The organism is Frigidibacter sp. ROC022 (genome assembly GCF_024723735.1).
Taxonomy (GTDB): Bacteria; Pseudomonadota; Alphaproteobacteria; order Rhodobacterales; family Rhodobacteraceae; genus SLM-1.
In genome coordinates, this window is the sequence record NZ_JANQDU010000001.1 from 489168 (window position 1) to 515264 (window position 26097).

25 protein-coding genes are annotated in these 26097 nt (G+C 66.6%); 11 read left to right on the top strand and 14 right to left on the bottom strand.

What is annotated here, in order from left to right:
- Positions 1–60: 60 nt before the first annotated feature.
- On the bottom strand, positions 61–1281 hold the full coding sequence (locus NUW50_RS02335; protein WP_258287448.1) for a multidrug effflux MFS transporter: 1221 nt from the start codon (positions 1279–1281) through the stop codon (positions 61–63).
- A 229-nt stretch (positions 1282–1510) separates the two neighbouring features.
- On the opposite strand from NUW50_RS02335, the gene NUW50_RS02340 reads away from it, so the two are divergent.
- The 5 genes from NUW50_RS02340 (at position 1511) to NUW50_RS02360 (ending at position 6614) form a co-directional block, all read left to right on the top strand.
- Positions 1511–3040 (top strand): acyl-CoA carboxylase subunit beta, encoded by a 1530-nt coding sequence (locus tag NUW50_RS02340; RefSeq protein ID WP_258287449.1) that lies wholly within the window; start codon positions 1511–1513, stop codon positions 3038–3040.
- Between the two features lie 64 nt (positions 3041–3104).
- Entirely contained in the window at positions 3105–3545 is a 441-nt protein-coding gene (locus NUW50_RS02345) for a DUF6497 family protein (protein WP_258287450.1), read from the top strand.
- A gap of 14 nt (positions 3546–3559) precedes the next feature.
- A complete protein-coding gene (locus NUW50_RS02350; protein ID WP_258288289.1) occupies positions 3560–3907 on the top strand; it encodes a hypothetical protein in 348 nt (115 codons plus the stop codon).
- Between the two features lie 346 nt (positions 3908–4253).
- Positions 4254–4460: a hypothetical protein gene (locus tag NUW50_RS02355; RefSeq protein ID WP_258287451.1), complete on the top strand. Its 207-nt coding sequence runs from the start codon at positions 4254–4256 to the stop codon at positions 4458–4460.
- A gap of 153 nt (positions 4461–4613) precedes the next feature.
- Positions 4614–6614, top strand: coding sequence for an acetyl-CoA carboxylase biotin carboxylase subunit (locus tag NUW50_RS02360; protein ID WP_258287452.1), 2001 nt, complete (start codon positions 4614–4616; stop codon positions 6612–6614).
- Positions 6615–6630: 16 nt separating this feature from the next.
- On the opposite strand, the gene NUW50_RS02365 is transcribed toward NUW50_RS02360, so the two are convergent.
- Positions 6631–7149, bottom strand: coding sequence for a DUF4174 domain-containing protein (locus tag NUW50_RS02365; protein ID WP_258287453.1), 519 nt, complete (start codon positions 7147–7149; stop codon positions 6631–6633).
- A 93-nt stretch (positions 7150–7242) separates the two neighbouring features.
- Here NUW50_RS02365 and scpA point away from each other — a divergent pair, with 93 nt between their 5' ends.
- Complete coding sequence (gene scpA / locus NUW50_RS02370) at positions 7243–9375, top strand: methylmalonyl-CoA mutase (RefSeq protein ID WP_258287454.1); 2133 nt, start codon at positions 7243–7245, stop codon at positions 9373–9375.
- Positions 9376–9454: 79 nt separating this feature from the next.
- Here the strand turns inward: scpA and NUW50_RS02375 are convergent, their stop codons facing one another.
- Positions 9455–11071 carry an AMP-binding protein gene (locus NUW50_RS02375; protein ID WP_258287455.1) on the bottom strand — a complete coding sequence of 539 codons (1617 nt, stop codon included), beginning with the start codon at positions 11069–11071 and terminating at the stop codon, positions 9455–9457.
- 96 nt (positions 11072–11167) lie between these two features.
- Here NUW50_RS02375 and NUW50_RS02380 point away from each other — a divergent pair, with 96 nt between their 5' ends.
- Together NUW50_RS02380 and NUW50_RS02385 are read left to right on the top strand one after the other, a co-directional pair.
- The gene (locus tag NUW50_RS02380) at positions 11168–11815 is read left to right on the top strand and encodes a sulfotransferase domain-containing protein (protein ID WP_258287456.1); all 648 of its coding nucleotides are present in this window, start codon (positions 11168–11170) and stop codon (positions 11813–11815) included.
- A 184-nt stretch (positions 11816–11999) separates the two neighbouring features.
- Entirely contained in the window at positions 12000–12722 is a 723-nt protein-coding gene (locus tag NUW50_RS02385) for a Hint domain-containing protein (protein WP_258287457.1), read from the top strand.
- 112 nt (positions 12723–12834) lie between these two features.
- Here the strand turns inward: NUW50_RS02385 and NUW50_RS02390 are convergent, their stop codons facing one another.
- The 11 genes from NUW50_RS02390 to NUW50_RS02440 all read right to left on the bottom strand — a co-directional run bounded on the left by NUW50_RS02390 (position 12835) and on the right by NUW50_RS02440 (position 23703).
- Positions 12835–15042: a 3-hydroxyacyl-CoA dehydrogenase NAD-binding domain-containing protein gene (locus tag NUW50_RS02390; protein ID WP_258287458.1), complete on the bottom strand. Its 2208-nt coding sequence runs from the start codon at positions 15040–15042 to the stop codon at positions 12835–12837.
- 81 nt (positions 15043–15123) lie between these two features.
- On the bottom strand, positions 15124–15606 hold the full coding sequence (locus NUW50_RS02395) for a cupin domain-containing protein (protein WP_258287459.1): 483 nt from the start codon (positions 15604–15606) through the stop codon (positions 15124–15126).
- A gap of 22 nt (positions 15607–15628) precedes the next feature.
- Positions 15629–16054: a hypothetical protein gene (locus NUW50_RS02400; protein ID WP_258287460.1), complete on the bottom strand. Its 426-nt coding sequence runs from the start codon at positions 16052–16054 to the stop codon at positions 15629–15631.
- 90 nt (positions 16055–16144) lie between these two features.
- Complete coding sequence (locus NUW50_RS02405) at positions 16145–17356, bottom strand: acetyl-CoA C-acetyltransferase (RefSeq protein ID WP_258287461.1); 1212 nt, start codon at positions 17354–17356, stop codon at positions 16145–16147.
- A 10-nt stretch (positions 17357–17366) separates the two neighbouring features.
- On the bottom strand, positions 17367–18005 hold the full coding sequence (locus NUW50_RS02410; RefSeq protein WP_258287462.1) for a glutathione S-transferase family protein: 639 nt from the start codon (positions 18003–18005) through the stop codon (positions 17367–17369).
- A gap of 91 nt (positions 18006–18096) precedes the next feature.
- Positions 18097–19257: an acyl-CoA dehydrogenase family protein gene (locus tag NUW50_RS02415; RefSeq protein ID WP_258287463.1), complete on the bottom strand. Its 1161-nt coding sequence runs from the start codon at positions 19255–19257 to the stop codon at positions 18097–18099.
- A gap of 31 nt (positions 19258–19288) precedes the next feature.
- The gene (locus tag NUW50_RS02420) at positions 19289–19501 is read right to left on the bottom strand and encodes a hypothetical protein (RefSeq protein ID WP_258287464.1); all 213 of its coding nucleotides are present in this window, start codon (positions 19499–19501) and stop codon (positions 19289–19291) included.
- 68 nt (positions 19502–19569) lie between these two features.
- Complete coding sequence (locus NUW50_RS02425) at positions 19570–21348, bottom strand: acyl-CoA dehydrogenase C-terminal domain-containing protein (RefSeq protein ID WP_258287465.1); 1779 nt, start codon at positions 21346–21348, stop codon at positions 19570–19572.
- Positions 21349–21373: 25 nt separating this feature from the next.
- Positions 21374–21769 (bottom strand): MerR family transcriptional regulator, encoded by a 396-nt coding sequence (locus tag NUW50_RS02430; RefSeq protein ID WP_258287466.1) that lies wholly within the window; start codon positions 21767–21769, stop codon positions 21374–21376.
- Positions 21770–22060: 291 nt separating this feature from the next.
- Positions 22061–22450, bottom strand: coding sequence for a MerR family transcriptional regulator (locus NUW50_RS02435; RefSeq protein ID WP_258287467.1), 390 nt, complete (start codon positions 22448–22450; stop codon positions 22061–22063).
- 71 nt (positions 22451–22521) lie between these two features.
- Positions 22522–23703 carry a putative manganese transporter gene (locus NUW50_RS02440; protein ID WP_258287468.1) on the bottom strand — a complete coding sequence of 394 codons (1182 nt, stop codon included), beginning with the start codon at positions 23701–23703 and terminating at the stop codon, positions 22522–22524.
- A 113-nt stretch (positions 23704–23816) separates the two neighbouring features.
- Between NUW50_RS02440 and NUW50_RS02445 the strand changes: the two genes are divergently transcribed.
- From NUW50_RS02445 to NUW50_RS02455, 3 genes are read left to right on the top strand one after another with little or no spacing between them, the layout of a single operon-like run.
- On the top strand, positions 23817–24272 hold the full coding sequence (locus NUW50_RS02445; protein ID WP_258287469.1) for a PaaI family thioesterase: 456 nt from the start codon (positions 23817–23819) through the stop codon (positions 24270–24272).
- Positions 24269–24778 carry a PaaI family thioesterase gene (locus NUW50_RS02450; RefSeq protein ID WP_258287470.1) on the top strand — a complete coding sequence of 170 codons (510 nt, stop codon included), beginning with the start codon at positions 24269–24271 and terminating at the stop codon, positions 24776–24778. The genes NUW50_RS02445 and NUW50_RS02450 overlap by 4 nt, the downstream gene beginning before the upstream one ends.
- Entirely contained in the window at positions 24775–26097 is a 1323-nt protein-coding gene (locus NUW50_RS02455) for an MATE family efflux transporter (RefSeq protein ID WP_258287471.1), read from the top strand. The genes NUW50_RS02450 and NUW50_RS02455 overlap by 4 nt, the downstream gene beginning before the upstream one ends.

Genomic DNA, 26097 nt, shown 5'->3' on the forward strand with positions numbered 1-26097 from the left:
CGCAACTTTGCAGGGTCCAGTCTACGCTTTGCAAAGTCGTTGCGAAAGGCCGGTGCCGGATCAGCTCTGCCCGGCCAGGCCGCGGGTCCGGGCAATGACGAAAAGGATCGCGCCGACGGCGCCCGCCGCGCAGGACATCATCAGCCACAACAGCGGCATGGCGCCGGATTCGACGGTCAGGAAGGCGCCCGAGGCCGCCGCCGCGACGGCGCCTCCGGCCACCTGCAGCGCGCCGCCCAGCCCGGCGGCGCTGCCCGCCAGCAAGGGCCGCACCGAAAGCGTGCCGGCAATCGTGTTGGGCAGGGTCATGCCGTTGCCGACCGCCACCAGGCTCATCAGGCCGAAGAAGGGCACCGGCCCGCCGTGGCCAAGCGCGAAGATGACCAGCTCCAGAAGCGCGCCGGTGGCCGCGACCATGCAGCCCGCCAGCACCATCCGGTTGATTCCCATGGCCACCGAGAAGCGCCCGGACAGGAAATTGCCGAAGAAATAGCCGATGGCCGGGACCCCCAGGCCGATGCCCAGCCCGGTCGGGCTGAGCCCGAACAGGGTGACGCCGACAAAGGGCGCGCCGCCGAGATAGGCAAAGAACAGCCCCGAGGACAGCATCGCGCAGAGCGTGTAGCCCCAGAACCGGGGCGAGGTCAGCAGCTCGGGGTATTCGGATATCTGGTCGCGGAAGCTGCGGCCCTTGCTGCGGGCGGTCTCGCCCAGGTCGGTGTAGATCAGCCCCGTCACCACGACGCCGATCAGCAGCAGCGCCCAGAAGCAGGCCTTCCAGCCGAAGGCGTCGTTCAGGATTCCGCCCAAGGTCGGGCCGATCAGCGGCACCACCGACATGCCCATCATGACATAGCCGATCATGGCCGCGCTCTGGTCCGAGTCATGGATGTCGCGCACCACGGCGCGGCTCAGCACCATGCCGACGACGACGGTGGATTGCAGCATCCGGAACAGCAGGAAGACTGCGACCGAACCGGCCAGGATGCAGCCCAGCGTGGCGAGGATGAAGATCGCGAAGCCGCCCAGCATGACCGGCCGCCGCCCGTAGCGGTCGCTCAGCGGGCCGACCACCAGCTGCAGCATCGCGTTGCCGGCCAGATAGAGCGAGACCGAGAGTTGCAGCACCCAGTATTCGGCGTGGAAATACTCGGTCATCGCCGGCAGCGACGGCAGGTAGATCGACATCGACAGCGCCGACAGAGAGGTGACGATGACCAGCGTGGCGATATGCGGCGCGGTGGTCCGGTCGAGAAAACGAGGGGCTGGCATATCAGTCATGACCAAAGGGACTTAGGCCGGAGGGGCCGGGGTCGTCCAGTCTCATTCGCTCGGCGGAGGTGGCTTTGTCGGGGGCGGCCATGACCCCGGCGAGGTGGCAGGTGACGGGAAATTTGCACTCTTTGCAGTTCGCAATCGAAAGTCTGCAAACACTTTGCAAATATCCGGCTTGGCGCTTTCGAAAATGCCCCTCTGCCTGTAGTCTGCCTGAAAACGAGGGACTCGGTCGATGGATATTCTGCAAGAGCTCGAAGACCGCCGCGCGACGGCCCGGCTGGGTGGCGGCGAAAAGCGGATCGCGGCGCAGCACGCCCGCGGCAAGCTGACGGCGCGGGAGCGGATCGAGCTGCTGCTCGACGATGGCAGCTTCGAAGAGTTCGACATGTTCGTCGCGCATCGCTGCACCGATTTCGGGATGCAGGACAGCCGCCCGCCCGGAGACGGCGTGGTCACCGGCTGGGGCACCGTCAACGGCCGGATGGTCTATGTCTTCAGCCAGGATTTCACCGTGTTCGGCGGCTCGCTTTCCGAAACCCATGCCCAGAAGATCTGCAAGATCATGGACATGGCGATGCAGAACGGCGCCCCGGTGATCGGGCTGAACGATTCCGGCGGGGCGCGGATTCAGGAAGGCGTCGCCAGCCTGGCCGGCTATGCCGAGGTCTTTCAGCGCAACATCATGGCCTCGGGCGTGGTGCCGCAGATCAGCGTCATCATGGGCCCCTGCGCGGGCGGCGCGGTCTACAGCCCGGCGATGACCGATTTCATCTTCATGGTCCGCGACAGTTCCTACATGTTCGTGACCGGCCCCGATGTGGTCAAGACCGTGACCAACGAGGTCGTCACCGCGGAAGAGTTGGGCGGCGCCGCGACCCATACCAGGAAATCCTCGGTCGCCGATGCCGCCTTCGAGAACGATGTCGAGGCGCTGACCGAGGTGCGGCGGCTGATCGACTTTCTGCCGGTCAACAACCGGACCAAGCCGCCGGTCCGGCCCTTCTTCGACGATCCGAACCGGACCGAGCCCAGCCTCGACACCCTGATCCCGGACAATCCGAACCAGCCCTACGACATGAAGGAGCTGATCGGCAAACTGGCGGACGAGGGCGACTTCTACGAGCTTCAGGCCGATTTCGCCAAGAACATCCTGACCGGGTTCATCCGGCTGGAAGGTTCGACCGTCGGGGTGGTGGCCAACCAGCCGCTGGTGCTGGCCGGCTGTCTCGACATCGACTCCAGCCGCAAGGCGGCACGCTTCGTGCGGTTCTGCGATGCCTTCGAGATTCCGATCCTGACCCTGGTCGACGTGCCGGGCTTTCTGCCGGGCACCAGTCAGGAATATGGCGGCGTCATCAAGCACGGGGCGAAGCTGCTTTTCGCCTATGGCGAGGCGACGGTGCCCAAAGTCACGGTCATCACCCGCAAGGCCTATGGCGGGGCCTATGACGTGATGGCCTCGAAGCATCTGCGCGGCGATTTCAACTATGCCTGGCCGACGGCGCAGATCGCGGTGATGGGGGCCAAGGGGGCGACGGAGATTCTCTATCGCTCGGAACTGGGCGATCCCGAGAAGATCGCGCAGCGGACCAAGGATTACGAGGACCGTTTCGCCAATCCCTTCGTGGCGGCGGAAAAGGGGTTCATCGACGAGGTGATCCAGCCGCATTCGACACGCAAGCGGGTCTGCCGGGCCTTTGCCTCGCTGCGCGGCAAGTCGCTGACGAACCCGTGGAAGAAGCACGACAACATTCCGCTGTGAGGGGCAGGGCGATGGCGCAGAGCGATGGACAGGGGCAGGGCGGTTCCCGCCGCCGGGGCGCCGGATGAAATGGCTGCGTCCCGCCTTCGCCTTCGCGCTGGCCTGTGCGGCGGCGGCCTGGGTGCTGCTGAAGCCGGCCCCGCCGCCCGAGCCCGCCTTCGATCTGCCGGTGGTCGAGGTGCCTTCGGGCCAGGCGATCTATTTCGCCGAGGTGATCCGGTCCGAGCGCGGCGCCGCCGGGCTGGTCTATCGGTTCCGCTTCATCGCGCCGGGGATCGCGCGCGACGGCGGCACGGTCACGCCCGAGCAGGCGCGCGACGACATGCAGGCGCTCTGCGACGGCTTCGGGATCGACCATCTGCCCAGCATGGGGCCGACACCGGGGCAGCTGATCATCTCGCTGTCGGATCGCGCCACCGCCTTTGGCGAGCCGGCGCCCGAGGCGACCCAGTATTTCGAGGCCTACCGGGTCGAAGACGGCAAATGTGTTTGGGAGATGTTCTGATGGCACGCGAAGACATGGTGAAACATCGCGGCTTTCCGGGACGGTTGCCGGGCAGCGATCATCAGTTCGTGGTGCGCCGGGCCAATCCGAAGGGGCCCTCGCCGATCGTGGCGCGCGACCGTTATGCCGACCGCCGCCCGATCGACCGCGCCGCCGATCGGGCCTTTCTGGCGGCGCTGATCGAGCATTTCGGCGAAGAACCCTTCGTGCGCGGCAATCTGGACGCCGGGCGGATCGGCTGGCTGTTCGGCCGCGAGGTGGTGGCGGTGGACGACCCCTTCGATCCGAAAAGCTATGACGCGCTGCTGCGGGTCGATCTTGCGAAGGCCCGGGCGAGCTTTCCGGAGCTGTTCGAGGAATGAGCATCTTTCCGCCATCACTGCGCGGGTTTCGGCAGGTTCGTGCCCATTTCGCGGCGGCGGAGGTTTCGCCGTTTCGCGGCGGGACCGGCTGCGCCAATGTCGGTTCTGCGGCAGGTCCCTCCAGCAAGTTTCCTGCCGCATATTGTCAAGACCGTTACCCTTCCCCTTCTACCTGGTCTGGCCCCAAAAGGGTCAGACCAGTTTTCCCCGGGGTGGGGTCGACCCGGGCGGCCGGCGTTTGGCAAGGCGCTGCCGACGCCACCGTAGGTTGCGAATTTTCCGTTGGCGCGGCGCGAAATCGTGCTACAATCGCGGCCAATAAGACCAAACAAACGAGCAGGTTATCATGGAACGTCTTTTTGCTGTCGCGGCCATCTCCGCGGTTCTCGGGCTGTCGGCCTGTGGCACCACCGATCTCGAGCGCGGGGTTACCGGCGCGGCGATCGGCGCCGGTGCGGCCAGCCTCACCGGCAATGATCCCGTCGTCGGCGCCGCCGTCGGCGGTTCGGTCGGGGTGTTGTGCGACAACGTGGCACCGCAGTACTGCCGCTGACCTGATCCGGCGCGCCCGCGCGGCGCGCCTCTACTCCATCGAAACGGCCATTGGCGCTTGTCGCGCCGGTGGCCGTTTTGCGTTTTCCGATCGGCCCGCGGCTGCCGCGGGCGCGTTGCGACCGCCGGGAGCATGCCCGGGCAAGGGGGACAGATGTTCAAGAAAATCCTGATCGCCAACCGGGGCGAGATTGCCTGCCGGGTCATCAAGACCGCGCGGCGGATGGGGATTGCCACCGTGGCGATCTATTCCGACGCGGACCGCAACGCGCTGCACGTCCGGATGGCCGACGAGGCGATCCATATCGGCCCCTCGCCGGCCAACCAGTCCTATATCGTCATCGACAAGGTGATGCAGGCGGTCCGCGACAGCGGCGCCGAGGCGGTGCATCCCGGCTATGGCTTCCTGTCCGAGAACCGCAGGTTCGCCGAGGCGCTGGAGGCCGAGGGCGTCGCCTTCATCGGCCCGCCGGCCGGGGCGATCGAGGCGATGGGCGACAAGATCACCTCGAAGAAGCTTGCCAAGGAGGCCGGGGTCTCGACCGTGCCGGGCCATATGGGGCTGATCGCGGATGCCGACGAGGCGGCGAAGATCGCCTCGGAGATCGGCTATCCGGTGATGATCAAGGCCAGCGCCGGCGGCGGCGGCAAGGGGATGCGGATCGCCTGGAACGACGAGGAGGCGCGCGAGGGCTTCCAGGCCTCGAAGAACGAGGCGGCCAGCAGTTTCGGGGACGATCGGATCTTCATCGAGAAATTCGTCACCCAGCCGCGCCATATCGAGATCCAGGTACTGGCCGACAGCCATGGCAACACGCTGTGGCTGAACGAACGGGAATGTTCGATCCAGCGCCGCAACCAGAAGGTTATCGAGGAGGCGCCCTCGCCCTTTCTCGACGCCGCCACCCGCAAGGCGATGGGCGAGCAGTCCTGTGCCCTGGCGCGGGCGGTGAACTATGCCAGTGCCGGCACCGTGGAATTCATCGTCGATGGCGACAGGAACTTCTATTTCCTCGAAATGAACACCCGCCTGCAGGTCGAGCATCCGGTGACCGAGTTGATCACCGGCATCGACCTGGTCGAGCAGATGATCCGGGTCGCCGCGGGCGAGAAGCTGTCGCTGACCCAGGAGGACATCGGGATCAACGGCTGGGCGATCGAGAGCCGGCTCTACGCGGAAGACCCCTATCGCAACTTCCTGCCCTCGATCGGCCGGCTGTCGCGCTATCGGCCGCCGCAGGAATTCGCGACCCCCGAGGCGGTGGTGCGCAACGATACCGGCGTCTACGAGGGCGGCGAGATCAGCATGTACTACGATCCGATGATCGCCAAGCTATGCACCTGGGCACCGGACCGGGCGGCGGCGATCGACGGAATGCGGGTGGCGCTGGACACGTTCGAGGTCGAAGGCATCGGCCACAACCTGCCCTTCCTCTCGGCAGTGATGGATCATCCGCGCTTTGTCTCGGGCGATATCTCCACCGCTTTCATCGACGAGGAATATCCCGACGGCTTCCAGGGTGCCACGCTGGCGCCCGAGCTTCTGAGCCGGGTCGCGGCGGCGGCCTCGGCGATGTATTTCGTCACCGAGGTGCGGCGGGCCCGGATTTCGGGGCGGATGGACAATCACGAGCGCCATGTGGGCGCCGACTGGGTTGTGGCGCTGGACGGGCAGGAGATGCCGGTGACGGTCCACGCCGACAAGGCCGGGTCGAATGTGACTTTTGCCGATGGCCGCACCATCCGGGTGGAAAGCGACTGGCGCCCCGGGCAGAGCCTGGCCCGGCTGCAGGTCGATGGCACCCCGCTGGTGATGAAGGTCGGCAAGCAGCCGAACGGGTTCCGGTTGCGGCTGCGCGGTGCCGACCTGAAAGTGCGGGTGCTCTCGCCGCGCCGGGCGGAACTGTCGCGGCTGATGCCCGAGAAACTGCCCCCCGATACCTCTCGGATGCTGATCTGCCCGATGCCGGGACTCGTGGTCAGCCTTGCCGTGGCGGAGGGCGACGAGGTGCAGGAGGGTCAGGCGCTCTGCACCGTCGAGGCGATGAAGATGGAGAACACGCTGCGGGCCGAGCGGCGCGGGGTGGTCAAGAAGATCAACGCCACCGCCGGTCAGTCGCTGGCGGTGGATGAAGTGATCATGGAGTTCGAATGACCCCGGTGGCGCGCCTCTATTGCGACAGATTGCGGGCCCGGGCGTCGGCGTCCCGGGCGTCACGCAGCTCTTCCTGGCGCAGCGGGGTCTTGTCGATGGCGCGTGTGATCTCGCGTACGTCCCAGGGCGAGGGCTTGCGCAGCAACACCCGCCCGTCCTTGTCCACGATCACCATGGCAAAGCCGCGCGGCCGCAGCTCGGTCCGGATCGCACTGCGGGCGGCGGGGTCGGTATCGGTCAGAACCACCACGTCGCGTTCGACCAGATCCTCGGGCCGGGCGGTCAGCAATTCGATCTGGCGGATATACGAGGGATCGAGCGGCGTATCGGCGAAGACCACGACAAGCCTCTTTCGCCAGAGGAAATCCTCGACCCGTTCATCTGTTATGGCGATCGGGAAGTGGTCGACCGTTTCGGCCTCGGCCTGCGGTGCGCCCTCGGCCGGCGGCGCATCGGTGGCGGCCAGCGCCTGCGCGGCGGCGGCCATCGGGAACAGGGCCAGGGCCAGGCCCAGAATGATCGACGTAAAGCGCATCAGTCCTCCAGTTGCCTTCGATATAGGACCTTTGGGGCGGGATGCGAAGGGCAAGAGCTGCGACATGCAGCGACATGCAGAGGAGTTTCGGGGATGAGTGGCACCGAAAGCTGGCGCAAGCAGGCGCAAAAGGAGCTGAAGGGGCGCGATCCCGACAGCCTCACCTGGGAAACGCCGGAAGGCATCAAGGTGGCGCCGGTCTATCGCGCCGAGGATCTGGAGGGCCTGCCGCAGCTGGGCAGCGCACCGGGGGCGCCGCCCTATACCCGAGGCCCGAAGGCGACGATGTATGCCGGCCGGCCCTGGACGATCCGGCAATATGCGGGCTTCTCCACCGCCGAGGAATCCAACGCCTTCTACCGCAAGGCGCTGGCCGCCGGGCAGCAGGGCGTGTCGGTCGCCTTCGATCTGGCGACGCATCGCGGCTATGACAGCGATCATCCGCGGGTCGAGGGCGATGTCGGCAAGGCGGGCGTCGCGATCGACAGCGTCGAGGACATGAAGCGGCTGTTCGACGGTATCCCGCTGGGCGAGGTCTCGGTCTCGATGACGATGAACGGCGCGGTGATCCCGGTGCTGGCCAGCTTCATCGTCGCCGGCGAAGAGCAGGGGGTCGACCGGGCGGCGCTGTCGGGGACCATCCAGAACGACGTTCTGAAAGAGTTCATGGTGCGCAACACCTATATCTATCCGCCCGAGCCTTCGATGCGGATCGTCAGCGACATCATCGCCTATACCGCCGAGAACATGCCGAAGTTCAACTCGATCTCGATCTCGGGCTATCATATGCAGGAGGCGGGCGCGAACCTGGTGCAGGAGCTGGCCTTCACCCTGGCCGATGGCAAGGAATATGTCCGCGCCGCGATTGCGCGGGGCATGGATGTCGATGCCTTTGCCGGGCGGTTGTCGTTCTTCTTCTGCATCGGGATGAATTTCTTCATGGAGGCCGCCAAGCTGCGCGCGGCGCGGTTCCTCTGGCACCGGATCATGTCGGGCTTCGGGGCCAGGAAGCCGGGGTCTCTGGTGCTGCGCACCCATTGCCAGACCTCCGGCGTCAGCCTGCAGGAACAGGATCCCTACAACAACGTGGTCCGCACCGCCTTCGAGGCGATGTCGGCGGTGCTGGGCGGCACCCAGTCGCTGCATACCAACAGCTTTGACGAGGCGATTGCCCTGCCGACCGAGTTCTCGGCCCGGATCGCGCGCAACACCCAGCTGATCCTGCAGCATGAGACCGGCGTGACCAAGGTCGTCGATCCGCTGGCCGGCTCCTACTACGTCGAGAGTCTGACGGCCGAGCTGATCGAGGCGGCGCAGGCGCTGATCGACGAGGTGGACGAGCTGGGCGGCATGACCAAGGCGGTCGCCAGCGGGATGCCGAAGCTGCGGATCGAGGAGGCGGCGGCGCGGCGCCAGGCGGCGATCGACCGCGGCGACGAGGTGATCGTCGGGGTGAACAAGTTCCGGCTCGAGCACGAAGACCCGGTCGAGACCCGCGAGATCGACAATTCGGCGGTGCGCGACGCCCAGGTGGCGGCGCTGGCGCGGTTGCGGGCGGAACGCGATGGCGCGGCCTGCGATGCGGCGCTTGCGGCGCTGGAAGCCGGCGCCCGGAGCGGCGACGGAAACCTTCTGGCCCTGGCGGTGGAAGCGGCCCGGGCCCGGGCCACGGTGGGAGAGATTTCTATGGCGATGGAAAAGGCCTTCGGGCGGCACCGGGCCGAGGTCAAGACCCTCGCCGGGGTCTATGGCGCGGCCTATGAGGGCGACGCGGGCTTTGCCGCGATCCAGAAGGATGTCGAGGCCTTTGCCGAGGAAGAGGGCCGACGGCCGCGGATGCTGGTGGTCAAGATGGGCCAGGACGGCCATGACCGCGGCGCCAAGGTGATCGCCACCGCCTTTGCGGATATCGGCTTCGACGTCGATGTCGGGCCCCTGTTCCAGACCCCGGAGGAGGCGGCGCAGGACGCGGTGGACAACGATGTTCATGTCGTCGGGATCTCGTCGCAGGCGGCCGGGCACAAGACCCTGGCGCCGAAGCTGATCGAGGCGCTGAAGGCCAAGGGGGCCGGGGACATCCTGGTGATCTGCGGCGGGGTGATCCCGCAGCAGGATTACGATTTCCTCAAGTCCGCCGGGGTCCGGGCGATCTTCGGACCGGGGACCAACATCCCCGAGGCCGCGAAGGACATCCTGGCGATGATCCGGGCGGCGCGGAAGGGCTGAACACTCGGCGCGGGGCAGGGGCGAGGGGCCGGCCCCTCGCGCTCCCCGGGATATTTCCAAGGTAAAGCCGGGGCCGGGCTCAGAGATGCTTGGCCCGTTCGCGCAGTTCGAATTTCTGGATCTTGCCGGTCGAGGTCTTGGGCAGTTCGCCGAAGACCACCGCCTTCGGGGTCTTGAACCCGGCCAGTCGCTCCCGCGCGAAGGCGATCAACTCGGCCTCGTCGGGGTCATGGCCCGGTTTCAGCTCGACAAAGGCGCAGGGCACCTCGCCCCATTTGGGGTCCGGCCTGGCGACCACCGCGACCAGCGAGACCGCCGGGTGATGCGCCAGCGCGTTCTCGACCTCGACCGATGACACGTTCTCGCCCCCGGAAATGATGATGTCCTTGGCCCGGTCGGTGATCTTGATATAGCCGTCGGGGTGGCGAAAGGCGATGTCGCCGGTGCGGAAATAGCCGCCCCGGAACGCCTCGTCGGTGGCCTGCGGATTTCGGTAGTAGCCCTTCATCGTGACATTGCCGCGCATCGCGATCTCGCCGATGGTCCTGCCGTCGCGCGGCACCTCCTGGCCGGCGCCGTCATGCACGGTGATCTCTTCCATCATCGGCATCAGCACCCCGGTGCGGGCCTTGAGCGCGGCACGGTCGGGGCCCGAGACCGGCTCCCACTCGGGTTTCCAGATGCATTCGGTCGCCGGGCCATAGACCTCGGTCAGGCCGTAGACCTGGGTGACGTTAAAGCCGAGCGGTTCGATCGCGGCCAGGGTGGCGGCGGGCGGCGGGGCGCCGGCGGTGAAGACCTCGACGGTATGCGAGAAGGCGCGGCGCTCGCTTTCCGGGGCGTTGATCAGCGTGTTCAGCACGATCGGGGCGCCGCCGAAATGGGTGACGCCGTGGTCGGCGATGGCGTCGTAGATGGCCTTGGCGGTCACGTCGCGGCAGCAGACCATGGTGCCGCCCAGCAGCGGCACCATCCAGGGGTGGGTCCAGGCGTTGCAATGGAACAGCGGCACGATGGTGAGGTAGACCGGATAGAGCTGCATCCGCCAGGAGATCAGGTTCTGCACCGCCGAGAGATAGGCGCCGCGATGCGAATAGACGACGCCCTTCGGCCGGCCGGTGGTGCCCGAGGTGTAGTTCAGCGCCAGGCTTTCCCATTCGTCCTGCGGCATCAGCCAGGCAAAGCCGGGGTCGGCCGCCGCCAGCAGGGCCTCGTAGTCGTCCTGGCGTCCGGACAGAGGGTGCCCGTCGCCTTCGACCTCGATGATCTTCGGCGGGTGCGAGAGGCCGGCGCAGGCGGCCTCGGCCAGGTCCAGGAACTGGCTGTCGACCAGCAGTGCCCGGGCGCCGCCATGTTCCAGGATATAGGCGACGGTATCCTCTTCCAGCCGGGTGTTGATCGCGTTCAGCACCGCGGCGCAGGCCGGCACGCCGAAATGCGCCTCGACCTGGGCCGAGACATTGGGAAGCAGCGTCGCCACCACGTCGCCGGGGCCGACACCCAGCCCGACCAGGCCCGAGGCCAGCCGCGAGACCCTCTCGCGCATCCCTGCATAGGTCCAGCGCCTGTCGCCGTCGATCAGCGCCACGCGCTCGGCATAGACATCCGCCGCCCGGAGCAGCGGGGACAGGGGGGTCAGCGGCACATGATTGGCCGCAGTTTTCTCCAGCCCGCGTTCATCCGCCATCCAGCCCATCGAACCCTCCTCCACTGCGCCCGGCGATCACACCCCTTGCGCGGGGCCGGGTCAAGCACTCTCGCGGCGCGGCGGGGGGGCTGCTAGTCTGGCGCCATGATCATCTCGCCCGGGCGCCGATACATCCTTGTTCACATCCCCAAGACCGGCGGCACGGCGCTGAGCCTGGCGCTGGAGGCGCGGGCAAGAGCGGACGACATCCTGATCGGGGACACGCCCAAGGCAAGGGCCCGGCGGCGGCGTCTGGCGGCGCTGACCCCGCGTGGTCGGTTGTGGAAGCATTCGACCCTGGCCGATATCGAGGGCGTGGTGGCCCCGGACGATCTGGAGCGCTATTTTGTCCTGACCCTGGTGCGCAATCCCTGGGACCGGGTGGTCAGCTATTACCACTGGCTGCGGGCGCAGGGCTTCGAGCACCCGGCGGTGGCACTGGCGAAACGCCATGATTTCACCCGATTCCTGACAGAGCCCTGGATGCAGGACAGCCTGCGCCAGGCGAGTTATGGCAGCTATGTCACCGACTCCCGCGGCCGGGAACGCTGCCGGCTGTTTGCCCGGATCGAGCGGTTGGCCGAGGATCTGCTGCCCTTCGAAGAGCATCTCGGCTTCCGGATCGGGCCGGTGCCGCGCCACAACGAGTCCAGCAGGGACAGGGATTATCGAATTTACTATACCGACGAGACCCGGCAGATCGTCGCCGCGACGGCCGGGAAGGACATCGCACGATTTGGATACAACTTCTGATTGTCGGCCTATTGTTTCCGGATCGGCTCCAGTCGCCGGCAGACTCCGGATGAATTGCCGCAGACGCATCAGTGCCGCAATTTGACCGCTTTTCCGGCCAAGTCCGGTCTGACGAATCACCCCAACTGAAGCGGCTTGCTAAGTTTCGTAAAGAAGGCAACAGGCTTCGGAGAGGGAGATGAACATGTTCGGCCCCGCCAAGATCCGCAGAAACGACCCCAAGGCCAAACGCGCCTTTGACATGGGCAGCAGCTTTGCAGGCCTGATCACGGGCGATATCCCCGGGGCCGATGCCCTGTGCAGCGCGCCGTCGGGGACGGCAAGCGGGCTGGTGGCGGGAACCAAGGTGGCGACCGGGATCGGCTGGCGCCCGGTCGAGATGGTGGTGGCCGGGGACAAGGTGCTGACCTTCGACGCCGGAATGCAGCTGGTGACCCATGTCGGCCGCGGCGTTCTGTGGTCCGACGATCAGCTCTGCCCGCGAGAGTTCTGGCCGTTGCACATTCCGGTCGGCGCATTGGGCAACGCGCAGGAGCTGATGGTGCTGCCCGAGCAGTCGGTGATGGTGGAGAGCGATGTCGGAGAAGAAATCTACGGCGACCCCTTCACCCTGATCCCGGCGGCGGCGCTGGAAGGGTTCCACGGGATCGAGCGGGTTCGGCCGAAGGCGGGGCTCGAAGTGATCACCCTGCATTTCGCCAGCGACCAGGTCGTCTTCGCCTCGGCCGGGGCGCTGTTCTTCTGCCCCTCGATTGCGGATGTGACGGTCTCGGACCTGCTGCACGGGGCCACCGGAAATTACACCGTCCTGCCCAGGGAAGACGCAAACTTCCTGGTCGGTTGCATGGCGGTGGATGAGGGCCATGACCGGCGCTGCGTCGATGCGGCGCCGGCACGGGTCGCCTGAGGCGGGTTTCCCCGGGCGCGGTCGGGTGACAGGCCGCGCCGTTCGGGGATGTCTCGGGTGACAATGACGGGCGGACCGGATGTCCGCCCCTTCGAAAAGGCCGCCTGACCTGTCAGGCTGCCACGGCCGGGGCGGGAGCGAAGCGGCCATAAAAGGTCTCTTCCGCCCCGGCCAGGTCACGCAGCAGTTCCGGCGCCGCGAACCTGGCGCCATGGCGCGCCTCCAGCCCCTCGCAGATCTGCACCGCCCGCGCCGCACCGATCCGGTCGAGCCACGAGAACGGCCCGCCCGACCAGGGCATGAAGCCCCAGCCGAGGATCGCGCCGACGTCGCCTTCGCGGATATCGGTCAGAACCCCGTCCTGCAGCGCCCGCACCGCTTCCAGCACCTGCGCCATGATCAGGCGGTGCTGCACCTCGGTCAGCACGGGCTGCGGATCGGCATGCGGGTAGCGTTCGGCCAGGCCGTCCCAGAGGCCGAGCCTCTTGCCTTTCTCGTCATAGGCATAGAAGCCGGATTTCGACTTGCGTCCTATCCGGCCCTGATCGGCCATCCAGAACAGCACCTCGTCCACCGCGCCGTCGGGATAGGCATCGCCCATCGCCGCCCGGGTCGCCTTGGCGATCTTGACGCCGAGGTCGATCGAGGTTTCGTCCACCAGCTGCAGCGGCCCGAGGGGCATCCCCAGAAGCCGCGCCGCATTCTCGACCAGAGCCGGTTCGGTACCCTCTGCGACCAGCCGCACGCCTTCGTTGATATAGGGGATGATGCAGCGATTGGCGTAGAAGAAGCGGGCATCGTTGACCACGATCGGGGTCTTGCGGATCTGGCGCACGAAGTCGAGCGCCTTGGCCACGGCACGATCGCCGGTCTGCTTGCCCTTGATGATCTCCACCAGCGCCATCTTGTCGACCGGCGAGAAGAAATGGATGCCGATGAACTGGTCGGGGTGCTGACTGGCGCGGGCCAGATCGGTGATCGGCAGGGTCGAGGTATTGGTGGCGAAGATGCAGTCGGCGCCGATCACCGCCTCGGCCTTCTGCGTCACATCGGCCTTGACCTTCGGGTCTTCGAAGACCGCTTCGACGATCAGGTCGGCCCCTGCCAGCATTGCGTAATCGGTGGTCGGGGTGATCCGGCCCAGAACTTCGGCCTTCTTCTCAGCTGTCACTTTTCTGCGCGAAATCCCCTTGTCGAGGATGGTTTCGCTGTAGGACTTGCCCTTTTCTGCGCTTTCCTGCGAGGCATCGAGCAGAACGACCTCGATCCCGGCATTGGCCGCGACATAGGCGATGCCGGCGCCCATCATGCCGGCGCCCAGCACACCGAGCTTCTTGACCGACTGGTCCGGCACCGATTGCGGCCGCACCGCGCCCTTTTCCAGCGCCTGCTTGTTGATGAAGAGCGAGCGGACCATGGCGCTGCTGGTCGGGTCCAGCATCACATGGGTGAACCAGCGCGCCTCGATCTTCAGCGCCGTGTCGAAGGGCACCAGCGCGCCTTCGTAGATGGCAGAAAGCAGCGCCTTGGCGGCGGGGTAGACGCCCATGGTCTTGCCGTGAACCATGGCGTTGGCGCCGACGAAGGTCATGTATCCGGCCGGGTGATAGGGCGCGCCGCCCGGCATCTTCCAGCCCTTCTGATCCCAGGGCTTGACCAGATCGGCGGGCTTGGCGGCCAGCACCCAGGCCTTGGCCTCGGCCAGCAGATCCCCGGGCGGCACCACCGCGTCGATCAGGCCGGTCGCCTTGGCGGCCTTGGGGTCCAGCATCTTGCCTTCCAGCAGCACCGGCGCTGCGGCAAGGATGCCCAGCATCCGGCTGACCCGTGTGGTGCCGCCGGCGCCGGGGAAGATGCCCACCTGGATCTCCGGCAGGCCGATCTTGGCCTTCGGATTGTCGGCGGCGATCCGGTAGTGGCAGGCCAGCGGGATTTCCAGCCCGATGCCCAGGGCGGTGCCGGGCAGTGCCGCCACGGTCGGCTTGCCGCCCTGCTTGGTCTTGCGGTCCATCCCGGCGAGCTCGATCTTCCGCTCGAGCCGGTGGATGCCCATGATGCCCTCGAACAGGCCGGCCGCCGGATCGTCGCCGGCGCCGTCCTTCATCTGGGCGATCACGTTCAGGTCCATGCCGCCGGCAAAGTCCGGTTTGCCGCTGGTGATGATGATCCCCTTGACCGCCGCATCGGCATGGGCCTTGTCGATCAGCGCCTCGAGTTCGGAGATCCCGGCGAGGCTCATCACGTTCATGGACTTGCCGGGCAGGTCCCAGGTGATCGTTGCGACGCCATCGGCATCGACGGCATAGGTGAATTCGGTCATCGGGACCTCCTTGAACGGTTTGGCTCTGCGGGGCAGGGCCGTTGGATCTGTAGTCGGCGGCGGCGCGGGGCCGCTGCCGGGTTATTTCGGCCGGAACTCCGGCCAGGGCGTTCCGTCGAGATGCACGAAGCCGTGCCCGCCGCCTTCCAGCGGCTGAAGCCGCATGTCGAGCCCGGGATAGTGGCAGATGTCCTGCGGGTCGCGGCTGCCGACGATCAGGTAGACCGCATCGACATCGCCATCGTTGCGGATCGTGTGGCCGACCGGCTCGCCCGCCTTCCAGCAGGCGGCATCACCCGGTTCCATCACCGTTTCGGTCTCGCCCTCGGTCACCGTCAGCCGGCCCGAGATCAGGTAGAGAAACTCGTCCTCCCTCTCGTGCCAGTGTTTCTGCGAGCCCTTCCCGCCCGGCACCAGCCTCTCGAAGGCGGCGCCGAACTGTGTCAGCCCGCCGACATCCGAGAGAGGGGCGTAGAACATCCGCCCCCGGCCCCTGTTGTAGGGTTCGGGATAGGTCGAGACCGCGTCGGTCTCGGGGACGGTGCCGCGTCGCAGGACAGTCATGGCCGGGTCCGCCCGGTGCGGGTCAACCGGCCCTGTTGCTCGCCGGGATCAGCCGTTTCAGCCGCGGATGCGCGAAGGTCTGATACTGCACCATCTCGACCAAGGTCTGCCCACCCTTGCGGTGCCCGTAGTAGATCACCTTGCTGGACTCGGGCAGCACCTGCTCGCCCCGCAGATAGGAATACTCGACCCAGGCCCGGAACCGGTCCTTGCGCGGCAGTTCCAGCGCCGTCTCGACCAGCTTGACGTCGGTGATCCGGCGAACCCGCAGGTAGCGGCGCTGAACCTCCAGCGCCTGCACCACGGCCTCGAAACTCTGCAGCAACAGGAACGCATCCTCGACATGCACCGCCAGCGGTACCGCCGCCAGCCGGGCGAGGGTCGTCGGTTCGCCGGCCATGAATGCGCGAAGCGACCTTTCGAGAAAGCGTTCGAAGTATGACGCCATGCCATTCGTGCATCTCTTCCGGAGCAGAGGGGAACTTGCCCCAAGGCATGGCGCCATACAAGCTGGATTCACGCAAAACGTGCATTGCAGCTAGACCCGTTCCAGGATCGTCGCGGCCCCCATGCCCGAAGCGATGCAGAGAGTCGCCAACCCGCATTCGACATCGCTGCGTTCCATTTCGTCCAGCAGCGTGCCCAGGATAATCGCTCCGGTTGCGCCCAGCGGATGGCCCATGGCGATGGCGCCGCCGTTGACATTGACCTTGGCGGGATCGACATCGAAGGCCTGCATGAAGCGCAGGACCACCGCGGCGAAGGCTTCGTTGACCTCGAACAGCCCGATGTCGCCGATCGCCATGCCGCTGTCGGCCAGGATCTTCTCGGTCACCGGGACCGGCCCGGTCAGCATGATCGTCGGATCGGTGCCGATCTTGGCGGTGGCGCGAATGCGGGCGCGGGGTTTCAGGCCCTGCGCCTCGCCAAAGGCCTTGGAGCCGATCAGGATGCCGGCCGCGCCATCGACGATGCCGCTGGAATTGCCGGCGTGGTGGACGTGGTTGATCCGCTCGAGATGCGGATATTTCATCAGCGCCACCTTGTCGAAGCCGGGCATGCCTTCGCCCATCTCCTTGAAGCTGGCCTTCAGCGCGCCCAGGGTCTGCATGTCGGTCTCGGGGCGCATGTGTTCGTCGCGGTCCAGGATCGGCAGCCCGTTGATGTCGCGCACCGTGATGACGGTCTTGTCGAAGCGTCCGGCGTCCCAGGCGGCCTTGGCCCGGCGCTGGCTTTCGACCGCCAGCGCGTCGCAATCGTCGCGCGAGAACCCGAATTCGGTGGCGATGATGTCGGCCGAGATGCCCTGCGGGACGAAATAGGTCTTCATCGCGATCGAGGGATCGACGGCAATCGCGGCGCCGTCGCTGCCCATCGGCACCCGGCCCATCATCTCGACCCCGCCGGCGACATAGGCGCTGCCGACCCCGGCCTTGATCTGGTTGGCCGCGAGGTTCACCGCCTCCATCCCGCTGGCGCAGAAGCGGTTGATCGACAGGCCCGGAATGCTCTCGTCCAGTTGCGAGGCCAGCACCGCCGAGCGGGCCAGGCATCCCCCCTGTTCGCCCACCTGGGTGACATTGCCCCAGATCACGTCCTCGACGGCGTGGCCCTGCAGCCCGTTGCGCTCTGCCAGGGCGTCCAGAACCTGCGTCGAGAGCCGCAGCGAAGTGACTTCATGCAGGCTGCCATCGGAGCGACCCTTGCCACGCGGTGTGCGCACGGCGTCATAGATATAGGCCTCGGTCATGTCGTTCTCCTTATGCCCGATCAGCGGGTGACCCGGGCATCATGTCGTAGGGGTGCTTCCAGCCTTCAAGAGCCTGGAGGTTGGAAAGCCACCGGTCGATGTTCGGCCAGTCCGCGCGGGAGAAGCCGAAGGGTTCCGGGTAATAGAGGTAACCGCAGCAGGCGGTGTCTGCGAGCGTGACGCTGCGGCCAACCAGAAAGTCGCTGTTTTCCAGCGCGGTATCGAGGGTCTTGTAGGCGGCCTGAAGCCGGCCCTTGGTGAATTCGATCACCTCGGCCGGGCGCTTTTCCGGCGGCAGGAAGTTCATCAGGAAGCGCAGCATCCCGGCCTGGCTCGACAGTTTGTGATTGTCCCAGAACTGCCAGCGCAGCACCTCGCGCCGCTCGGCCGGGGTCTCGCCGCCCAGTCTGCCCGACTGTTCGGCGGCCCATTGCTGGATCACCCCGGACTGGGTGATGACCTCGCCGTCCCCGGTTTCCAGCACCGGCACCTCGCCCATCACGTTCCGGGCCCGGAATTCGGGTGTCCGGGTGGCACCGTTGAAGAAATCGACCTTTCGCGGCGTCCAGTCGATGCCGCAGAGCGTGAGGGTCAGAGCCGCCTTGTAGGCATTGCCGCTTTCACCGAAGCAGTGGAGCACATTGGTCATCGTCAGGTCCTTTTCCGAGGCCGGGGAGCGGGGGTTTCACACCCCCGGACCCCCGTGGGATATTTTCAAGGTAAAGCCGCTGCCGGCGCGATCAGCCGCGGCGCTGCCGGCGGGCGTCCCAGAAGCTGCGCGAGATCAGTTCCTTCATGATTTCGTTGGTGCCGCCGTAGATCCGCTGAACCCGGGCATCGGCCCACATGCCGCCGATCTCGTATTCCTGCATGAAGCCGTAGCCGCCATGCAACTGCACGCAGGCGTCCAGCACCTCGCCCTGGGTGTCGGTCAGCCAGTATTTCGCCATCGCGGCCTTCTCGACGCCGAGATTGCCCGCGATCAGGTCGACGATGCAGGAATCGAGAAAGGCCCGCGCCACGGTGGTCTTGGTCTGGCATTCGGCGAGCTGGAATCGGGTGTTCTGGAACTGCATGATCGGGCCGCCGAAGGCCTCGCGCTCGTTGGCATAGGCAATGGTGCGCTCGACCGCGCCTTCCATGGCGCCGACGGCGCCGCAGCCGATGATCAGGCGTTCCCGCGGCAGCTGGCTCATCATCTGGGCGAAGCCGTGGCCCGGCTCCAGCCCGAGCAGGTTTTCCGGCGGCAGCGGCACCTTGTCGAAGAACAGTTCGGACGTGTCGGCGGCCAGCATGCCGACCTTGTCCAGCTTGCGGCCCCGGGTGAAGCCGGGCGCGTTCTCGGTTTCCACCACCATCAGCGAGATGCCGTGCGCCCCGGCCTCGGGGTCGGTCTTGCAGGCGACCAGGATCAGATCGGCATGGGCGCCGTTGGTGATGAAGGTCTTCGATCCGGACAGGGTCCAGCCGTTGCCGTCCTTCTCGGCCCGGGTCCGGATCGCCTGCACGTCCGAGCCGGTGCCAGGTTCGGTCATCGCCAGGGCGCCGACCAGTTCTCCGCTGACCATCTTCGGCAGCCAGCGCCGTTTCTGATCCTCGGTGCCGTAGGCCAAGATGTAATGCGCCACGATGCCGGAATGGATGCCATGTCCCCAGGCCGCCAGATTGGCCCGCGAGCCTTCCAGCAGGATCACCGCCTCATGGCCGAAATCGCCGCCGGCGCCGCCGTATTCGGTCGGGATCGAGGGGCAGAGCAGCCCCAGTTCGCCGGCCTGCGCCCAGGTCGAGCGGTCCATCTCGCCCTGTTCGCGCCAGCGGGCGAAATGCGGTTTCCATTCCCGCGCGATGAAGTCCGAGGTCATCTCGGCCAGCATCCGGTGCTCGTCGGTCATCCATGTCATCGCAACGCCTCCTCCTCCCGGTGTTTCGGCCTCAGCGTTTGCGGGCCTCGAGTTCGGAATTGAACAGGCGGAGCCGGGCGGTCAGGTTCTCCTCGTCGATCACCGAATTGAAGTTCTCGAACAGGAAGGACAGCGCCTCGCCCTCGTCCAGCCCCGCTTCGGCGGCGAAGCGGCGCAGGCGACGGTAGCCGTCTTCGGTCATCGCGACCGGAAATCGCCGGGTCAGGCGGAAACGTTTCGGCATCTGGTCCCTCCGAGGCTGCACCCGGACCGCGCCCTGCGATCCGGGGCGGTCCCGTGAGCGACACTCCCCTAAAAAGCCTCGGCTGCCAAGGCCATCACCGGATCGGCGCCCGAGGTGATCCTGGCCAGGTGCAGGCCGGTGGCCGGAAGATGCCGGGCCATGTAGTAGCGGCCGGTGGCCAGCTTGGTCTGGTAGAAGTCCTTGTCGCCGGTGCCCGCGTCGAGCGCCGCCTGCGCGGCCCTGGCCATCCGGGCCCACATCAGCCCGAGCGCGACATGGCCGAACATCAGCATGAAGTCATAGCTGCCGGCCAGCGCCGAATTGGGCGATTTCATCCCGTTCTGCATGAAATACATCGCCGCCGCCTGCAGGTCCTTGGACCCGGCCTTCAGCGGATCGAGGAAATCGGCCTTCAGCGCGGCGTTGTCCTCGTTCTCCTTGATGAAGCCCTTGATCAGCTCGAAGAAGGCCATCACCGGCTTGCCGCCGTCCTGGGCCAGCTTGCGGCCGACCAGATCCAGCGCCTGGACACCATTGGCGCCCTCGTAGATCTGGGCGATTCGGGCGTCGCGGGCGAACTGCGACATGCCCTGTTCCTCGATATAGCCGTGCCCGCCATAAATCTGTTGCGCCTGGACGCACATCTCGAAGCCGCGATCGGTCTGGAAGCCCTTGATGACCGGGGTCAGCAACCCGATCAGCGCATCGGCCTCCTTGTCGCCCGAGCGATGCGCGGCGTCGATCAGGGTGGCACCCCAGAAGGTCAGCGCCCGGGCGCCTTCGATGAAGCTCTTCTGATCCATCAGGCTGCGGCGGATATCCGGGTGGACGATCAGCGGGTCGGCCGGGCCGTCGGGGTTTTCCGGGCCGGTGACGGCGCGGCCCTGAAGCCGGTCCTTGGCATAGGCAAGGGCGTTCTGATAGGCGACCTCGGCCTGGGCATAGCCCTGCAGGCCGACACCGATCCGGGCTTCGTTCATCATGGTGAACATCGCCCGCATCCCCTTGTGCAGGTCACCCAGCAACCAGCCCCTGGCGCCGTCATAGTTCAGCACGCAGGTGGCATTGCCGTGGATGCCCATCTTCTCTTCGATCTTGCCGACCGTGACCGGGTTGCGGTCGCCCAGCGAGCCGTCCTCGTTGATCAGGAATTTCGGCACGATGAACAGCGAGATGCCCCGCGTCCCCTCGCCTCCGCCCGGCGCCTTGGCCAGCACCAGATGTATGATGTTCTCGGACAGGTCGTGATCGCCGGCCGAGATGAAGATCTTCTGACCAGTGATCAGATAGCTGCCGTCGTCCTGCGGCTCGGCCCTGGTGCGCAGCAGTCCCAGATCGGTGCCGCAATGCGGCTCGGTCAGGTTCATGGTGCCCGTCCAGGCACCGGTGACCATCTTCGGCAGATAGGTGGCCTTCTGCTCTTCCGAGCCATGCACATGGATCGCCGAATAGGCGCCATGGGTCAGGCCCATGTACATGTTGAAGGCCATGTTGGAGGCCGAGAGGATCTCGCCCACCGCCGAGTTCAGCACATAGGGCATTCCCTGGCCGCCGAATTCCGGGTCGCAGTCGAGCCCGGTCCAGCCGCCTTCGCAGACCTTGTCATAGGCCTCCTTGAAACCCTCCGGGGTGCGCACCACCCCGTTGTCGAGCCGGCAGCCCTGTGCGTCGCCCACCGCGTTCAACGGGTGCAGCACCTGCGAGGCGAGCTTCCCCGCCTCTTCCAGCACCGCTGCGGTGAACGATGGCTCCAGTTCCGAGTAGCCCGGCGTGGCACCGCTTCCGACATCCAGGACCTCATGCAGGACAAAGGCCATGTCTTTGGTCGGGGCGGTGTAGCTGGTCATGGGGCTTCTCCGGTATCGTGCCGTCTCAGGCGGCGTTCTGGTCGCGTTTCTCCAGGCGCTCGGCGGCCCAGGCAAGACGCTCCTGCAAGGCGCTGATCGCGGCAGTCAATTCGTCACGTTCCGCCTTCATCTCGGCCAGCCGCTTCTGCGCCAGCTCATAGGCCTGGGCGAGCTGAATTTCGGGGCCGTTCGGGCCCTGATCATAGAGGTCCAGCAGTTGCCGGATGTCTTCCAGCGAGAATCCGAAGCGCTTGCCTTCCAGGATCAGCTTCAGCCGCGCGCGGTCACGCTTGGTGAACCAGCGCTTCTGCCCTTCGCGGATCGGGAAAAGCAATTCCTTGGCTTCGTAGAAGCGCAGGGTGCGCGGCGATACCTCGAAGGCGTCGCACATCTCGCGGATCGTCATGTTAGCATCGGTCATTGTCATTTTACCTTCCATCCGGGAACTCGTGACACACGTTATGGCCGGCAGATGGGGGGAGAGACGCCGCCTGACAACCCAGGTTGACGCATGCGTAACCGTAACGTCACGTCAGTGTCACAGGCGCGAAATCTTGGAGAAGGCGACCCAACGGAAGTCACAATAATCTTGCGCGGAAACCGGGGTGATTGCGGGAGGGCCTTTCCGGTCTTGTCCGGTTCGGCCGGGCGCGCCGGATACGCGGGCCAGGGCCGGCAGATTGCCGCCCGGCGGCGCTCACGACCATGCATTTCAGCCCTGCGGCGTGTCGGGGTTCTTCAGCGAGGCCGCGGTCTCGTCGCGCAGCTTCTTGAGGTCGATCAGCGCCTGGTCGAGTTCGTCCCGCTGCCGGCGCAATTCCACCATCTGCTCGTCGGCGCGGGCGATCCATGCGCGCATCTGGGCGTCGTTCCCCTCCTGCCCGTAGATTTCGAGCCACTGGCGGATTTCCTCGAGCGGAAAGCCGAAGCGACGGCCCCGCAGGATCAGCTTCATCCGCGCCACTTCGCGCGGCCCGTACCAGCGGGCTCGGCCATCCTTTCGGGGCTTCAGAAGTTCGATGTATTCGTAGTAGCGCAACGTCCGCGGCGTCACGTCGAATTGCGCGCACATATCCTTAAAGCTGAGTTCGTCTTCAGACATTCGCGGGCCTCTATCTTGATCGACAAGCTAGCACGGCGGACGCGGAGCGCAAATGACGTAACGTCACAGTGTCAGAAAGGAGACAGGAATCCCGGGGCGATGAGGTGGAACCCGTAGGCCAGGATCAGGGCCGGAATTGCGGAATAGGCGGTGGCGACCACGGCGGCGCGCGGATTCAGGGCAATGGCCGGGAACAGCGCGTCGCCATCGTTCGAGATCGCGTTGCCGATCAGCGCCCCGAAGGGAATCAGACCGTTGACGTAGAGCGTCGTGACCAGAACCTGCGGGCCGCATCCGGGGATGAAACCCACCAGCACCCCGGCCAGCGGCAGCAGGATCGCCACCGAGCCGAACAGGGTCTCGAGATCGAGCCCGCCGAAGGCGACGATGTAGTCATAGGCCAGATAGGCGCCGATCACCCAGACCGCGATGAATGACGTCTCTTCGGTCATCCGCGTGACCGGCCGGTCGGCGGGGTTGGTCATCGCCTGCAGCGGCGAGGTGGCCCAGGTGAACAGCCCGATCGCGGTTCCGCCGAGGCCGATGATCATCGGCCAGGGGCCGAGAAACCCGACATCGGTCTGCGTCGCCTGCATCAGCCCGAGGGCCAGGCCCGGAATGACGAAGCCCAGATAGGCCCAGTCCCGGGCGCGAACCCGCCCGATCCGGGGCGCCATGTCGCAGCTTGCGCCGGCAACGCCGCGATAGTCCTTCCTGTGGAAGGCATCGACCAGCCAGCCAGACAGGACCCCGGTGCTGAACTGGATCGGCAGCAGGATCAGGGCGACTTCGGGCTTGGTGGCGATCAGCAGGAAGGCGGCGTCGCCCATGGTCGCGGTCAGCGTCGCCACCACCGCGCCAAAGCCGACATTGCCCGAGGAATAGGCCGCCACCACGATCACCGCGCCGCCGCAACCGGGTGTCGCCCCCAGCAGCGCCGCGATCGGCACCTGCCAAAGCCGGGCGCCCTTGAGCCCCTGACCGATATCGAAGCGGAACAGCTTCTCGGCGCCGTAGAACAGCATCAGCGTCACCGCCACGAAGGCCGCGACCTGCACATAGGCATCGGTCATCAGGCCGCGGGTGACCCGCCCCAGCTCCCCCGGCATCAGTGCCAGAACCAGGCAGGCCAGCGCGAAGGGCAGGCGGCGGCTGCGGAACGGTCCCAGGCGGTCCTCGGCGACAAAGCCCTGCGGCTTGGCCGCAGCGCTGTCTCCGGTCGGCGGCAGGGCGTTGGCGGCGCTGGTGGTCATGGGGGATTCCTGTTGCGAATAATTCTCATTTGCAGAACATAGCACTTGCGATGGGCTTGGCAAGGCGGAATAACCGGGCACTGACTGCAACATGCAAAAGGGCAGGGCGGCACATGGCATCCGGTGAGGACGACGGCGCCGAGGCGGCGGACGCACGGCTGGCGGCAGGGCGCAAGTTCGTCGACTCGCTGCCGCATTGCCATGCCCTGGGAATGCGGCTGGTCCGGCTGGGCGATGGCGAGGCCGAGGTCGAGATGCCCTGGAACCCCGACCTGATCGGTGACCCGGCCACCGGCGTGATTCATGGCGGCGCTGTTTCGGCTTTGCTCGACAGCTGTGGTGGCGCGGCAGTGATGTTCCACCCGGCGGGCGTGGCGGGCACCGCGACGATGGACCTGCGGGTGGACTACATGCGGCCGGCGACGCCGGGGCAGAAGATCGTGGCGCGGGCCGAGTGCTACAACATCACCCGCTCGGTCGCCTTCGTCCGTGCCGTGGCGCTGGACGAGGACGAAAGCCGCCCGGTCGCCACCGCGGCCGGCGCCTTTGCCGTGGAGCGTACGTCATGAACCCGCGGCGGCCGGAACCGGTTCAGGTGGTGAAGGAACGGCGCGACAAGGCGCTCAAGACCCTGGTCGCCTCGGTGCCCTACATCCGTTTCATGGGCATCGAATTCGAACGCCGCGGTGACGAACTGACCGCGATCATGAGCTACAGTGACCGGTTGATCGGAAATCCGCTTCTGCCGGCGCTGCACGGGGGCGCCACGGCGGCGTTCCTGGAAGTGACCGCGATCATCGGTCTGGGCTGGTCGCTGCTCTGGGAAGAGGTCGAGAGCGGGCGCTCGGACGGCAGCAACCCGGTTCTGCCCCGGACCATCGACCTGACGGTGGATTACCTGCGCTCGGGCCTGCCGCGCGATGCCTATGCCCGGGCCAGCATCAACCGTTCGGGCCGGCGCTATGCCTCGGTCCATGTCGAGGCCTGGCAGGACAACCGGGCCCGGCTCTTTGCCCAGGCCACCGGGCATTTCATGATGCCCGACGCGGGAAAGGCCGACCGGCAGGGCCGATGACTCAGACGATCACGCACCGGCGGGTGTTGCACATTGCGATGCCGATCGTGCTGTCGAATGCGACGGTGCCGATTCTGGGTGCCGTCGATACCGGGGTGATCGGGCAACTGGGCACCGCGGCGCCGATCGGGGCGGTCGGCGTCGGGGCGGTGGTGCTGACCTCGGTCTACTGGATTTTCAGTTTCCTCAGGATGGGCACGACCGGCCTGACCGGACAGGCGGTCGGCGCCGGCGACCGGGCCGAGGTGGCGGCGCTGCTGTCGCGTGCGTTGATGATCGGCGCCACGGCGGGCCTGGCGCTGATCGCGCTGCAGCTGCCCTTGTTCTGGGCGGCCTTCCGGGTGACTCCGGCCTCGGCCGAGGTCGAGTCGCTGGCCCGAAGCTACATGGCGCTGCGGATCTGGTCGGCGCCGGCGGCGATCGCGCTGTTCGGGGTGACCGGCTGGCTGATCGCGCAGGAGCGGACCCGGGCGGTGCTGGTGATCCAGCTCTGGATGAACGGGCTGAACATTGCCCTGGACATGTGGTTCGTGCTCGGGCTCGACTGGGGCATCCGCGGCGTCGCGGCGGCGACCTTCCTGGCCGAATGGTCGGGGCTGGCCATGGCGCTGTGGCTGGTGCGCGGCGCCTTTGCCACGCCGGAATGGCGCGACTGGGCGCGGGTCTTCGATGCGGCGCGGCTGCGGCGCATGGCGCTGGTGAACATCGACATCATGATCCGCTCGCTGGCGCTTCTGGCAACGCTGACGTCCTTCATGCTGCTGGGCGCGCGGTTCGGCGACGTGACCCTGGCGGCGAACCAGATCCTGGTCCAGTTCCTTTCGATCACCGCCTATGCGCTGGACGGGTTTGCCTTTGCCGCCGAGGCGATCGTCGGCCAGGCGCTTGGCCGGCGCAACCGGGCGGAACTGCGCCGTGGCGCGCTGCTGACCTCGGGCTGGGGGCTGGCGGCGGTGGTGCTGATGTCGGCCGCCTTCTGGCTCTGGGGCGGGGCGATCATCGACCTGATGACCACCGCGGAACCGGTGCGGGCCGAAGCGCGGGTCTACCTGCCCTGGATGGTGGCCTCGCCGCTGCTGGGCGTGGCGGCCTGGATGCTGGACGGAATCTTCATCGGCGCGACCCGGACCCGCGACATGCGCAACATGATGCTCCTGGCGCTGCTGATCTACCTGGCGGCGGTGGCTGCACTGGTGCCGTTCTTCGGAAACCACGGTCTCTGGGCTGCGATGATGGTCAGCTTCCTGGCGCGGGCGGCGACGCTCTGGGCCAAGTATCCGGGGCTGGAACGCGAAGCGACCGGGCCCCGGACCGCCTGA